Origin of the sequence: Pantoea sp. RSPAM1, from assembly GCF_038816185.1 — a bacterium.
Classification (GTDB): Bacteria; Pseudomonadota; Gammaproteobacteria; order Enterobacterales; family Enterobacteriaceae; genus Pantoea; species Pantoea ananatis.
The window spans coordinates 3,541,013-3,553,916 of the sequence record NZ_CP046137.1; the positions used below are offsets into that span (position 1 = coordinate 3,541,013).

12 protein-coding genes are annotated in these 12,904 nt (G+C 56.7%); 6 read left to right on the forward strand and 6 right to left on the reverse strand.

Translation table 11 applies throughout. From position 1 onward, the window contains the following. Window positions 1–154 precede the first annotated feature (154 nt). The 3 genes from sbcD to GKC68_RS17205 are packed head-to-tail and all read left to right on the forward strand — an operon-like array spanning window position 155 to window position 5,404. Window positions 155–1,351: an exonuclease subunit SbcD gene (gene sbcD, locus GKC68_RS17195; RefSeq protein ID WP_342656359.1), complete on the forward strand. Its 1,197-nt coding sequence runs from the start codon at window positions 155–157 to the stop codon at window positions 1,349–1,351. Then, window positions 1,348–5,022 (forward strand): AAA family ATPase, encoded by a 3,675-nt coding sequence (locus GKC68_RS17200; RefSeq protein ID WP_342656360.1) that lies wholly within the window; start codon window positions 1,348–1,350, stop codon window positions 5,020–5,022. Before sbcD ends, GKC68_RS17200 begins: the two co-directional genes overlap by 4 nt. A 10-nt stretch (window positions 5,023–5,032) precedes the next feature. Continuing rightward, window positions 5,033–5,404: a cell envelope integrity TolA C-terminal domain-containing protein gene (locus GKC68_RS17205; protein ID WP_058705599.1), complete on the forward strand. Its 372-nt coding sequence runs from the start codon at window positions 5,033–5,035 to the stop codon at window positions 5,402–5,404. 55 nt (window positions 5,405–5,459) lie between these two features. On the opposite strand, the gene mak is transcribed toward GKC68_RS17205, so the two are convergent. Beyond that, a complete protein-coding gene (gene mak, locus GKC68_RS17210; RefSeq protein ID WP_028724028.1) occupies window positions 5,460–6,365 on the reverse strand; it encodes a fructokinase in 906 nt (301 codons plus the stop codon). A gap of 144 nt (window positions 6,366–6,509) precedes the next feature. Between mak and rdgC the strand changes: the two genes are divergently transcribed. Next, on the forward strand, window positions 6,510–7,421 hold the full coding sequence (gene rdgC / locus GKC68_RS17215; RefSeq protein WP_013024839.1) for a recombination-associated protein RdgC: 912 nt from the start codon (window positions 6,510–6,512) through the stop codon (window positions 7,419–7,421). Window positions 7,422–7,456: 35 nt separating this feature from the next. Here rdgC and ppnP read toward each other — a convergent pair whose 3' ends face one another. The 3 genes from ppnP to aroL all read right to left on the reverse strand — a co-directional run bounded on the left by ppnP (window position 7,457) and on the right by aroL (window position 8,727). After that, a complete protein-coding gene (gene ppnP, locus GKC68_RS17220; protein WP_013024838.1) occupies window positions 7,457–7,747 on the reverse strand; it encodes a pyrimidine/purine nucleoside phosphorylase in 291 nt (96 codons plus the stop codon). A 152-nt stretch (window positions 7,748–7,899) separates the two neighbouring features. Then, entirely contained in the window at window positions 7,900–8,091 is a 192-nt protein-coding gene (locus GKC68_RS17225) for a YaiA family protein (RefSeq protein ID WP_014606461.1), read from the reverse strand. 111 nt (window positions 8,092–8,202) lie between these two features. Then, window positions 8,203–8,727, reverse strand: coding sequence for a shikimate kinase AroL (gene aroL / locus GKC68_RS17230; RefSeq protein WP_028724030.1), 525 nt, complete (start codon window positions 8,725–8,727; stop codon window positions 8,203–8,205). A gap of 282 nt (window positions 8,728–9,009) precedes the next feature. Here aroL and GKC68_RS17235 point away from each other — a divergent pair, with 282 nt between their 5' ends. After that, window positions 9,010–9,729 (forward strand): DUF2076 domain-containing protein, encoded by a 720-nt coding sequence (locus GKC68_RS17235; protein ID WP_064365640.1) that lies wholly within the window; start codon window positions 9,010–9,012, stop codon window positions 9,727–9,729. Between the two features lies 1 nt (window position 9,730). Here GKC68_RS17235 and GKC68_RS17240 read toward each other — a convergent pair whose 3' ends face one another. Then, a complete protein-coding gene (locus tag GKC68_RS17240) occupies window positions 9,731–10,180 on the reverse strand; it encodes a YaiI/YqxD family protein (protein WP_014593046.1) in 450 nt (149 codons plus the stop codon). A 161-nt stretch (window positions 10,181–10,341) separates the two neighbouring features. Between GKC68_RS17240 and proC the strand changes: the two genes are divergently transcribed. After that, the gene (gene proC, locus GKC68_RS17245) at window positions 10,342–11,154 is read left to right on the forward strand and encodes a pyrroline-5-carboxylate reductase (protein WP_047714432.1); all 813 of its coding nucleotides are present in this window, start codon (window positions 10,342–10,344) and stop codon (window positions 11,152–11,154) included. 48 nt (window positions 11,155–11,202) lie between these two features. Here the strand turns inward: proC and GKC68_RS17250 are convergent, their stop codons facing one another. Further along, window positions 11,203–12,735 carry an FAD-dependent oxidoreductase gene (locus tag GKC68_RS17250; RefSeq protein WP_342656361.1) on the reverse strand — a complete coding sequence of 511 codons (1,533 nt, stop codon included), beginning with the start codon at window positions 12,733–12,735 and terminating at the stop codon, window positions 11,203–11,205. Window positions 12,736–12,904: the final 169 nt, after the last annotated feature.

Here is a 12,904-nt window from a genome sequence, read left to right on the forward strand (position 1 = left end):
GCCATTATGCGTCAGTTTTGTGACACTTTTATGAAAAAGTTAGCCATAAAAACCGGCCTGCAACAACCATTTATGACAACATGACGACATGTTTTTTGGCTTGAGTGACTGAGCCAGTATAATTGCCGGGCAAATCGATTTGGCAGGGAGTTTTATGCGCATTATCCACACCGCGGACTGGCACCTGGGGCAGTTCTTCTACAACAAGAGCCGCGCCGCCGAGCACCAGGCCTTTCTTGACTGGCTGTTAATACAGATCGAACAGCATCAGGTCGATGCGCTGATTGTGGCGGGCGACCTGTTTGATACCGGTACGCCGCCCAGCTATGCGCGCGAAATGTTTAACCGCTTCGTGGTGGCGTTACAGCCCAGCGGCTGTCAACTGGTGGTGCTGGCGGGCAATCATGACTCGGTGGCAACACTGAATGAATCGCGCGAACTGCTGGCCTGTCTGAACACCCGGGTCGTTGCCACGCCGCAGGAGAGTGACGACGTCATGATCCTGACAACCCGCCAGGGTGAACCCGGCGCGCTGCTGTGCGCAATTCCCTACTTGCGTCCGCGCGACATTATGCGCAGCCAGGCCGGTCAGTCTGGACGGGATAAACAGCTCAGCCTGCTGGAGGCCATCAGCGCCCATTATCAGCGCAGCTTCGCGGCGGCACAGGCGCTGAACATGTCCCTGCCGATCGTGGCGACCGGCCACCTTACCGCCCTTGGCGTCAGCAAAAGTGACTCCGTGCGCGATATCTACATCGGCACGCTGGATGCGTTTCCTGCCTCGGCGTTTCCGCCGGCCGATTACATCGCCCTTGGACATATTCATCGCGCTCAGCGCGTCGCGAACAGCGACCATATTCGCTATAGCGGCTCCCCTATTCCGCTGAGCTTTGACGAGCTGGGCAGCGAAAAAAGTGTCTGTCTGCTGACTTTCAGCCCGCGCGGCCTGGAAACCCTGCCCCTGCCGGTTCCCACCTTCCAGCCGATGCAGATGCTTAAAGGCTCCCTGGCGCAAATCAGTGAGCAACTCGCCCACCTTTCCACTCCCAGCGGAGAGAAGCCGGTCTGGCTTGATATAGAAGTCACCACCCAGGAGTACTTGAGCGATCTGCAGCGCCAGGTTGAAGCGCTGACGGCAGATTTACCGGTGGAAGTGCTGCTGTTACGCCGCAGTCGCGAACAGCGCCAGCACAGCCTGGCGCAAACGGATAACGAAACCCTGAGCGAACTTAAGGTCGAGGAGGTTTTTGCCCGACGCCTGGCGCTTAATGACGAGCTTGATGACAAGCAGATCGCCCAGGTCACCACCCTGTTTAAGCAGACGCTGGCCGACCTGGAGGCGAACCCATGAAGATCCTCACGCTGCGATTCAAAAACCTTAATGCGCTGAAAGGAGAATGGTTTATCGATTTTCGCACCGAACCTTTCGCCAGTAATGGTCTGTTTGCCATTACCGGCGCGACAGGTGCCGGTAAAACCACCTTACTGGACGCTATCTGCCTGGCGCTCTATCACCAGACGCCGCGCCTGGGTGCGATTTCTCAGGGCCACAACCCGTTGATGACGCGGGACTGCGCCGAGTGCCTGGCCGAAGTCGAGTTTGAAATCAAAGGTGAGGCCTGGCGGGCATTCTGGAGCCAGAACCGCGCACGAGGCACGGCCGACGGCAAACTGCAGGCTCCCCGCGTCGAGCTGGCTCGCTGCGCAGATAATCAGATCGTTGCTGACAAAGTGGGCGACAAGCTCAAGCTTACCGAAACGCTTAGCGGCCTGGATTTTGAACGTTTTACCCGTTCAATGATGCTGTCACAGGGCCAGTTCGCCGCATTTCTTAACGCCAAAGCAAATGAGCGCGCAGAGCTGCTGGAAGAGCTGACCGGAACGGAAATTTACGGGCGCGTTTCCATGGCCGCGTTTGAGCGCCATAAAGAAGCCAAAAATGCGCTGGAGCTGATGCGCAATCGGGCAGGCGGCATGACACTGCTTGATGCGGCGACACGCGCCGGGCTGCAGCAACAGCAGGCAGCCCTGACTGAGGCCGAGCAGCAACTCAGCCGTCAGTTTGACACCGCTCAGCAACAGCAGCACTGGCTGCAGCTGGCACAGCAGATGAGCGCGGACGCTGAACAGGTGAACGCCGCCCGTCAGGCCGCCGACGCGGCGAGTCAGGCGGCAGAGGCCGATCGCCAGCGTCTGGCACGAAGTGAACCGGCAGAAAAACTGCGCGGTGCGCTGCAACAGCGCGACAACCTGCACACTGAACGCGCGGAGCTGCAACAGCGTCAGCAGCAGTTAAACCAGCAGATGCAGGCGACGGCCCACGAGCAGCAGCAGTTGCAGCAGCGTTATCAGGAAACCGAAGCGGCGCGCGAACAGGTACGTTTGCAACAGCACCAGCAGGAAACGCTGCTGAGCGGACAGGTTATTCCACTCGATCAGGCGCTCTCGGCTCTGCAGCAACAAATCCAACAGCTGCAGCATGAAACCGCACAGCAGCAGGCGAGCTGTACGCAGCGTGAACAGGCGATGCAAACCGAGCAACATAAGGTCAGCGATCTCCAGCAGGCGCTGGCACAGCAGCAGGCGCGTCGGCAACAGCTGGCGGATATGCCGGTTTGGGGCGAAAATCTTCCGCTGTGGCAGGACCGCTTTGCTCAACTGGCCCGCCATGAAAGCGATCAGGCGGCGTCGGCGCAGCAGATTCAGCAACAGGCGTTGCAGCTTCATCAGCGCCAGCAGCAGGTCGAACAGCTGCAACAACAGCTTGCGCCATTGAAGCAGGCCGGGCAGCTCACGCAGCAGATCTTGTCTGACGCTGAGCAAGCACTAACATCGCTTCACAAGGCGCATCCTCCCGAAGCCTTGCGTCAGGCCTTAAAGCTGTTAACGCAACAGCGTGACGCTCGTCAGACGCTGACGTTACTTGCAGCCCAGTGGCAGCCGCTACATCAGCAGCGCGGTCAGTATGAAAAACGGTTGCAGGATCTGGAAAAAGCCTGCCAGCAGGCTGAGGCTGAATTACTGACGCTACGGGAAACATGGAAGCGGGAGAAACAGCAACTCACCGACGTTGAGAAGATTTGCCAGCTTGAAAGCCATATTGCCGATCTGGAGGAACACCGGGCGCGGCTGGAGGCCGGGCAACCCTGCCCGTTGTGCGGCGCCTGCGAACATCCCGCAGTTGAAACCTACCGCACGCTCGAAGTCAGCGCCAACCAACAGCGCAAAGCCGTGCTGCAAAAACAGGTGGAAGCGCTGAGCGAAACCGGCACGGCCAAAAATGAGCACATAAAACACCTGAAGGGCCAGCAGCAGTCTCTGCGCGACGAGCTCGCCAGTGTAATGCAGCAGTTGGATGCATTGACCCAGCGTTGGCAGGCACTGAGTGGTGAGCTTGCGCTTACCTTCACTCTGAACGACACCGACGAACTGGACCACTGGCTACAGGCGCAGAGCCGTCAGGAACAGGCATTAACGACGCAGGCAGAGACGCTGGAACACGCCGAGCGAACGTATCAGGCGGCAAAAGAACAGCATCTGCAGCAGCAGCAGACACAGCAGCAACACCAGCAAACGCTGCAGTTGACGCAGCAGCAGCTGGAGAACGAACACCAGGCGTTACTGACTTTACAGCGCCATCACCAACAGGCTCAGGCGAATGCTCAGCCGCTCCAGGAGGGCCTGGCGCAACAATTTGCAGGCTTCGGTCTGACGCTGCCTGACAGCGCACAGCGCGACAGCTGGCTGGCTGAACAGCAACAGCGCTGGCAGCAGTGGCAGGAAAGTGAGCGGTTGCTTGCTAACTTGCAGCCTCAGTTGGCGCGTGCGGAAAGCCAGGCTGACGCCCTGCGCCAACAGCTGCAGCTTGAGCAGCAGCGCCTGAATCAGCAGCAACAGCAGCTCGCCGCACTGGACCAGCAATACCGCGAAAAACGTCAGCAGCGTGAGACGTTGTTTGGCGATCGGGATGTCATTCAGGCCCGTCGGCAGATGCAGGAGAGCGTCGAGCATCATGAGGCGCAGCTGACGCAGCAGCGTGAACGGCTGCAGCAGTCTCAGGCTGAAGCCAGCCGCCTCCACGGCCAACTGACGTTGCTGGAGAGCCAGCTACACAGGTTGGGCACTCGCCTGACGGACGCTGAGCAGCACTTCAACGCCGCGCTGGCTGCGGCGGCATTCCCGGACGAGGCGAGCCTGCGGGCCGCGTTGCTTGACGAGCATGAAGCGCAACAGCTTCGCCAGCGGCTGCAGCAGATCGATCAGCATCTGCTCCATCAACAATCCCGCCTGGCAGAGCTGCAGCAACGGCGGGCAACCCATGAGCAGGCTAAACCCGATGAGATGCCTGAGTCCGCCGATGCACTGACCAGACAGCTGGAAGCGTTGCGGCATTCCCTGAGGGAGAACGCCAGTCAGCAGGGACAACTGCAGCAGCAGTTGCAAAGCGACGCCAGCCTGCGGACCCAGCAGCAAACGTTGCTGGCACAGATAGCGCAGGAAGAAACCACGCTGGCGCAGTGGGCGTTGCTTAACGATCTGATCGGCTCGGCGACCGGGGATAAATTCCGGCGCTTTGCCCAGGGACTCACGCTCGATCACCTGGTGGCGCTGGCTAACCGCCAGCTGGATCGTCTGCATGGTCGCTACCTTTTACAGCGCCGCGCCATCGATGCGCTGGAACTGGACGTGGTGGATACCTGGCAGGCGGACAGCGCACGCGATACCCGCACCCTGTCAGGTGGAGAAAGTTTTCTGGTGAGCCTTGCGCTGGCGCTGGCGCTGTCCGATCTGGTCAGCCACAAAACGCGCATCGAGTCGTTATTTCTTGATGAGGGTTTCGGCACGCTGGACGCAGAGACACTGGATACCGCACTGGATGCGCTGGATGCACTCAATGCCAGTGGAAAAACCATTGGCGTGATCAGTCACGTCGAGGCGATGAAAGAGCGCATTCCGGTGCAAATTAAGGTCCGCAAGATGAATGGCCTGGGTTACAGCAAACTTGAATTGCCGGGTACGTAAGAGGTTAATTATGTTGAGATGTACAGGAATGATGGCGGCCACGATGCTGCTGCTGGCAGGATGCAGTCACCATCCTGAGGCTTCCGAAGCGCAATGCGCGTCAGGCCTGCCTCAGGCGCAGTGCCAGGACGTGAAGCGCTATATTCGCGAGGTCAATGCGTCCGTCATGCGCAATTTTCACAATGCGAAAAACTATGTGGGCCAGCGTTGCCTGGTGACGGCACAGCGTCGCCCGGATGGGCGCTATAACGTGATGCGAACGGAAGGAAATGAGTCGCTGTGCCTGAAGGCCTGGCAGAGCGTCAGCAGCGCGCGGGATATGCCTTTGCCGCCACCGCGCGCCCCACAGCAGCTCGTCTTTGCCTTCGCGCCGGTTCGCTGAGCCAGCCCTGTGCATCCTTCAGTATGTTGCACAGGGCCGCAGGCCACGGCGGCGTTTATTCCGGCCACAGCCAGGCCGCACCGCGCACCCCGCTTGAATCCCCGTGCATCGCTTTCAGCACCGGCGTTTCACACTCGCCGCCAAAAACCCATTTCTTCATCAGCGTGGGCACCGTCTGGTACAGGCGGTCCACGTTGCTCATGCCGCCACCCAGCACAATCACGTCGGGATCGATCAGGTTGACAACCTGAGCCAGGGATTTTGCCAGACGGATTTCATAGCGGCTCATTGCCAGGGCAGCAACCGGATCCTGCTGCTCCAGCAGTTTGACAATCTCAGCGCCTTTGCGCGCCACACCGCTTAACCGCTGATAGTCGATAGCAAAGCCGGTACCGGAAACAAAGGTTTCAATGCAGCCCTGCTGGCCACAATAACAGGGGACTTCCGCGCGGTAACGCAACTCGTCTTCATCCATCCACGGTAAAGGATTATGACCCCATTCGCCCGCATTGCCGTTGCCGCCAATGCGTGACGCGCCGTTTATCGCTACCCCTGCGCCCGAACCGGTGCCGATGATGACCCCAAACACCAGTGCATGCCCAGCGCCTGCGCCATCCACCGCTTCGGACACGGCCAGACAATTCGCGTCATTGGCTATGCGGATGTCACGATTCAGCGCCTGCGCCAAATCTTTATCCAGCGGCTGACCGTTTAGCCAGGTGGAGTTCGCGTTTTTCACCCGCTGCGTATAGGGCGAAATCGTGCCCGGAATACCCAAGCCTACCGTCCCGGTTTGGCCGGTTTTCTCTTCGGCGAGGCGGACTAAATCAACGATGGCCTGCACGGTTGCCCGGTAGTCGTCACGGGGCGTGGAAATCCGATGGCGAAACAGCTCTTTTCCCTCGCCGGACAGCGCAATCACTTCTGTTTTGGTGCCGCCCAAATCAATGCCTATGCGCACGGTTTATTCCTCATTATTCGTTAGGGTGTTTTCTACACTAAAAGGCGAATGCCTGAAAGGCAATGAAACCGCTCCGATGTTTCGCTATCATGCGCACACTTAGTCAGATTTGTGCGCCCGATCGCGCCACGGTAAGGAATCCCGATGTTGTGGTTTAAAAATATGATGGTTTATCGTCTGAATCGTGACATTCCGTTGTCCGCAGACGACATGGAAAAACAGCTGGAGGCTTTCACCTTCTCACCCTGCGGCAGTCAGGACATGAGCAAGACCGGGTGGGTGGCACCAATGGGCAATCGCAGCGATGCCCTGACCCACGTGAACAACGGTCAGATTGTCATTTGCGCGCGCAAAGAAGAAAAAATCCTGCCCTCTCCGGTCGTGAAGCAGGCGCTGGAGGCCAAAATCGACAAGCTTGAGGCAGAGCAGAGCCGCAAGCTAAAAAAGACGGAAAAAGATTCGCTAAAAGATGAGGTGCTGCACAGCCTTTTACCGCGCGCGTTCAGCCGTTTTAGTCAGACCTATATGTGGATCGACACCGTGAACAACCTGATCATGGTGGACTGCGCCAGTGCTAAAAAAGCCGAAGACACGCTGGCTCTGCTGCGTAAAAGCCTGGGTTCGCTGCCGGTTGTGCCCCTGACGCTGGAAAGTCCGATTGAACTTACCCTGACCGAATGGGTGCGTTCCGGGGATGTACCGGCCGGTTTTGCCCTCATGGACGAAGCCGAGCTCAAGGCCATCCTGGAAGATGGCGGCGTGATTCGCTGCAAGAAACAGGATCTGGTGTGCGATGAAATTGCCAACCATATCGAAGCCGGTAAGCTGGTGACCAAGCTGGCACTGGACTGGCAGGAGCGTATTCAGTTCGTATTATCCGACGACGGCTCGGTGAAACGCCTGAAGTTTAGCGATACGCTGCGTGACCAGAATGATGATATCGATCGGGAAGATTTTGCGCAGCGTTTTGATGCAGACTTTATTCTGATGACCAGTGAACTGGCGGCCCTGACCAGCAATCTGGTTGAAGCGTTAGGCGGCGAAGCTCAGCGTTGATGCAACTGGCCGCAGATTACCTGCGGCCGTTCTTCTTAGTCTTTCAGATAGCGGCAAAGATATGCGCTCGGCTCGCCTACCTGCAGATGAAACTCGCTGTGGCCCGGTACGTTAAACACCGATCCCGCTTCAAACCATTTCCACTCTGTCTCACCCGGCAGCAACACTTTCATTGAGCCGCTTACCACGGTCATCTCTTCCGGTTGGGCGGTGCCAAACGTGTATTCACCTTCTGCCATAACACCGACGCTGGCACGGCCGGTGCTCGCACTGTCAAAACCGATGGATTTAACTTTTCCGTCAAAATACTCACTTACATTGAGCATAAACCTTCCTCACAGCACATTAGGGTGACTGGCAGTGTAGAAGGGAACTTGCTGATCTGTCACGCGAAATAGTGAGTGATTGTGATCGCCGCGCAGCAATGGCTGCCGCAGGAAACTGGGGAAATCAATGGCTTCCTTGCCAGAGCAGAGGCTTACTCTTTTTCTACATCTTCATAACGATCTTTTGCATCATGCGCTTCCTGCTCTGATTCGTGCTCGCTAATTAACGAATCTGGCTTGGGATGGTCGGCCCGCAGTTGCCATGACGTCACTTTTTTGCCTTCGGGGCCTTTTTCCACAGTGACAACGCGCGCTTCTCGGGGGTAAGGAGGTCTTGTCGGCATAATGTGTCCCTCTTCGCTAAATGACATTCCACACGACAGGCGATTGCCTGCCATGGGATAAGTATAGTCAATACGGTGGAAAGGACGGCGAAAGCGGGATAAATCTGAGGGTTAACTGGCACGCGCCAGAGATAACGACTGCAGGATCTGTTCCACGACGCGTTCAGGTGACTGCATGGCGTTCACCTCGTGATGCGCAGCAGAACGGTACAGGTGCGCACGGGCGCGGAGCACTTCACCCATTTCTTCAGCGATAGGGCGTCCGGTTAACGTGGGTCGCTGAGCATTTTCCGGCTGGCTTTCCAGACGTCGGGCCAGGATGTCAGGCGGTGCACTTAACCAGATCACCTGACCGTGCTCACGCATATAACGGCGATTACCTTCCGCCAGCACCATTCCGCCACCGGTGGCGATAATGGTTGACGGAGCGGTTACGGCTTTGAGCGAGTCGGTTTCACGCGCACGAAAGCTCTCCCATCCTTCTGCAGCCACAATTTCCGCGACGGTACGCTGCATCGTGAATTGCAGGTGATGATCGGTATCGCGAAACGCATAACCCAGCGCATGAGACAGGGCTTCACCGATAGTGGTTTTTCCGCATCCGCGCGCACCGATCAAAAAAATGGACAAGGACATCAGGGCAGTTCCTCCGCCGCGCAGCCCATCACAGCTGCAGGTTAGGCTCAATAATAGGACGCATCATAGCGGGAATTTATTTCGTCCTCTACCCATTGAGCGTATTTTACGCATGATTGCACCCAACATTCAAAAAAAACAAATAAATACAGAATGTTAACGATGCACATTTTGTGCATTGGGTAAAAAAGTTTACGTCAGCAACATTTGCTTACCGCCACGAATTTACATTGCTGCACGTCGCCCCCATATACTGTTAACAGTCGCAACGGGAGAGTCATTATGCAACGCGAAGAACAACAACTGATTGAAAATCTGTTTAGCCGTTTGAAACAAGCTGAAAGCCAGACTGCGGCACGCGATGCTGCTGCCGAACAACTGATCAAACAACACCTGCAGGCGCAACCGGGCGCGCCCTACTATATGGCTCAGGCCATTCTGATTCAGGAAGCGGCACTTAAAAAACTGAATGAGCGGGTTCAGGAGCTGGAAAATCATCTGGCCCAGCAACAGGCTCAGCAACAGCAACAGCCAAAAAGTAGTGGCGGTTTTTTATCCAGTCTGTTTGGCGGCGGCAGTCAGCAAGCCCAACCGGCTCAGCCATCGCCCCAGTGGAACAGTGCACCGCAACAGCCGCCGCAGCAGCCCTATGCCAGCGCACCTGCGCCCCGTGGCAGCGGATTTCTGGGCGGCGCCCTGCAAACCGCCGTTGGCGTAGCAGGCGGTGTGGTCATGGCCGATATGCTGACCAGCATGTTCCACCACTCTCAGCCGGAAGAGATCGTTAACATCATTAACGAACCCCAGTCACTGCCTCAGGTCGATGACAGCCTGAATACCTTTAATGGCGGGAACGATCAGTCGTTTCTCGACCAGGGAACAGGTGCCGACAATCAGTCCTTCCTGGATCAAAGCAACGGCTGGAGCGACACCTATGCCGACAACGGCGATCTGAATGACTTCGGCGGCAATGATTACGATGACGACGACAGTTTTGTTTGATTTAACGTTGTCGTTGTCTGAGCCAGCTGTCTAGTTCATTAGCAAACTGCTGGCGGTCCCGCGGGCTCATGGCGGCGGGACCGCCCGTCTGTACGCCGCTGGCGCGCATCGTGTCCATAAAATCACGCATCGTCAACCGCTCGCGTATGGTGGCAGGTGAATACCGTTCCCCGCGCGGATTCAGCGCCGACGCCCCTTTTTCAATCACCTCTGCGGCCAGCGGAATATCTGCCGTAATCACCAAATCGCCAGCCTGCACACGCTTCACGATTTCATTATCGGCAACATCAAACCCAGCCGGCACCTGTAGCGTGCGCAACCAGGGCGATGGCGGTACGCGTAAAAATTGATTCGCAACAAAGGTGACCATGGTTTGCGTTCTGTCTGCCGCCCGGTACAGCACGTCTTTTATGACGTTTGGGCAGGCGTCCGCATCGACCCAGATAGACATTGGTGTTCCTTATTCTGAAAATAGCGACGATGTTAACCTGTTTTGCAAAACGGGGTTAAGTAAAATTCCCCGGCCGCCCTGCGTTACCGCTAACTTGTTATTAATCCTGTCTGCAGTAAGCTACAGCGTTGATAACGGTGAAAACAGGAAAGGAGACGGTGATGCTGGAAAAGAAAATTGGATTTATTGGCGGTGGCAACATGGCAAAAGCCATCATTGGCGGGCTGATAAACAGCGGGCAAATAACACCGTCAGCTATCTGGATTTACGACCGCAAACCGAGCACCAATCAGCAAATGGCCGAACAGTACGGTATTAACGCCGCGGAGAGTGCGGAAGCGCTGGCACAGCACGTGGATATTCTGTTTGGTGCGGTCAAACCCAATGTGATCCTCAAAGTGCTGAAAGAACTGGCTAACAGTCTGAAAAAAGAGGCAGTGGTCGTTTCAATTGCCGCGGGCGTGACGCTGGATAACCTGGCGTCCGTGCTGGGGCACGATCGTAAGATCATTCGCGCAATGCCAAACACCCCTTCCCTGGTCGGTGAAGGCATGACTTCCGTTACGCCCAACGTGCTGGTTGAACAGAGCGAGACCGATGAAGTGGTCGCGATATTTGAGAGCTTTGGTCAGGCGGCAGTCGTCGATGAATACCTGATCCACTCGGTGGTTGGCGTCAGTGGTTCAGCGCCGGCTTACGTGTTTATGTTTATTGAAGCCATGGCCGATGCAGCCGTGGCGGGCGGCATGCCGCGCGCGCAGGCTTACCGGTTTGCGGCTCAGGCCGTGAAAGGCTCCGCACAGATGGTGCTGGAAACGGGTAAACATCCCGGTGAGTTGAAAGATATGGTCTGCTCGCCCGGCGGCACCACCATTGAAGCGGTGAAAGTACTGGAAGAAAAAGGCTTTCGTTCAGCCGTGATCGAAGCCATGCAGCAGTGCATGGCGAAGTCGGACAAGCTGAGCCGCAGTTAACCAACATATCTGGCAAACAAGCCGTTTGCCAGACGGTTTGCGGGCCCATTATTGTGCAGAATGGTGGGCCTGATACCATGCCAGTGCCTGTTCCATCGTCATGGACTCCTGCATCTTTTCGACCAGCGCGGCGGTCAGCGTGTAGAGTCCACACGAGAAAACCGCAGCCAGCCGCCCTTCCTTGCCGTAAAAGGCCATAAACGTTTTCTCTTCCAGCGATCCCACCTGCTGGTAGTCGTCCCAGTCTTTGGCATGACCAATATATTCATAGCGGGTACCATAATGCGCGGTCCAGAAAAACGGCACGCGGTCATAGTGATGAATATTCCCCAGCATGTTCAGTGCTGCGGTCTGGCCCTGCTGCTCTGCCACGCGAAAATGCTCGATGCGCAACGGCCCCTGGGCGGAAGGATAGGTTGCAATATCACCGGCTACCCAGACGTTTTCTGCCACGCGTAGCTGCTCATCCGTTTGCAGGCTGCCATCTTCAACCCGCGGCAGATCGTGAATAAACGAGGTGGCCGGTTTAACGCCGGTGGCGAACAGCACCACATCGGCAGCGATCTGCTGACCGTTTTTTAACCGCACGCCCGTCACGTGGTTTTCGCCCTGCAGCGACGCAATCTCACCTTCCACAAATGTCACGCCGTTGGCCTGATGCAGTTGATGGAAATAACGGCCAATAGGCTCACCGAACTGCGCCGCAAACGGCAGCGCGTGACGGGCAATGACGGTCACCTCAACGTCACGGTTACGCAGCGACGAGGCCAGCTCCATGCCAATAAAGCTGTTACCGATAATCACAATCTGCTGGCTTTGATCGACGGCCGCCAGCAGGGACGCTGTATGCTGCTTGTTGCGCAGAATATGTACGCCCGCTAAATCAGCGCCGGCAAGCGACGGCTTGACAGGCTCTGCGCCCGTTGCAATTAATAATTTATCGAACTGCAACGTGCTATCGTCGGCAAACACCAGACGGTGCGCCTCATTATCCACTCGCTCAACGCGCTTTTGAATGCGCTCGACGTGATCGAGTATGTCACTGCCAAGCAGCGACGGCACATCATCGATATTCATTTTGCCTGAGGGAACAAATTTCGTCAGCGCCGTGCGGTCGTAAGGGGCTTCAGGCTCACTCTCTACCAGCACCAGGCGGCCCTTAAAGCCGTCGTGGCGTAATCGCCACAGTGCCGCACTCCCGGCCGCGCCCCCGCCCAGTACCACAAAGACCGGGGCGCTGTCACCGCTGCCCACTGGCGCAGCAGGCGACATTGCTTCAGGGTTAACCAGAATCTGGCCATTTTCGATGCGAACGGGATACTGTTTCAGGTCGGCCAGCGCCAGCGGCTCGCACATTTTACCGCTGCTCAGTTCAAACGCCGCTTTATGCCAGGGACAGATGAGCCTGTCGCCGCAGATAGCGCCCTGCTCAAGCGGCGCGCCTGCATGAGGACATTTCGCCTGGAAAGCCTGGACGCTGTCAGCCTCACGGATGAGTAACAACTCTGTTTCACCCAGCTTTTTTTTAACCGGCTGACGTTGCGGTAAATCCTTGAGAGCAATAACAAATTGATAGTTCACGACATGGCTCCTTTTCCAACCGTCACGGGTAAAAGCGGCGCGCCCGAACGCGCGCGGCGCAATCCCTTATAAACAGTAAGTGTGGCAAAGGATTGGAAAAGCTTACGCCTCAATGGCGATTTTTTTCGCTAATCATCTGTTTATTAAGAAATTAAAAGTGTGCTGCAGC

Coding starts and splice junctions, on each gene's coding strand:
- rdgC (WP_013024839.1), top strand. CDS start 6,510: ATGTTGTGGTTTAAAAATATGATGGTTTATCGTCTGAATCGTGACATT.
- GKC68_RS17205 (WP_058705599.1), top strand. CDS start 5,033: ATGTTGAGATGTACAGGAATGATGGCGGCCACGATGCTGCTGCTGGCA.
- aroL (WP_028724030.1), bottom strand. CDS start 8,727: ATGTCCTTGTCCATTTTTTTGATCGGTGCGCGCGGATGCGGAAAAACC.
- sbcD (WP_342656359.1), top strand. CDS start 155: ATGCGCATTATCCACACCGCGGACTGGCACCTGGGGCAGTTCTTCTAC.
- ppnP (WP_013024838.1), bottom strand. CDS start 7,747: ATGCTCAATGTAAGTGAGTATTTTGACGGAAAAGTTAAATCCATCGGT.
- GKC68_RS17235 (WP_064365640.1), top strand. CDS start 9,010: ATGCAACGCGAAGAACAACAACTGATTGAAAATCTGTTTAGCCGTTTG.
- GKC68_RS17200 (WP_342656360.1), top strand. CDS start 1,348: ATGAAGATCCTCACGCTGCGATTCAAAAACCTTAATGCGCTGAAAGGA.
- GKC68_RS17225 (WP_014606461.1), bottom strand. CDS start 8,091: ATGCCGACAAGACCTCCTTACCCCCGAGAAGCGCGCGTTGTCACTGTG.
- proC (WP_047714432.1), top strand. CDS start 10,342: ATGCTGGAAAAGAAAATTGGATTTATTGGCGGTGGCAACATGGCAAAA.
- GKC68_RS17240 (WP_014593046.1), bottom strand. CDS start 10,180: ATGTCTATCTGGGTCGATGCGGACGCCTGCCCAAACGTCATAAAAGAC.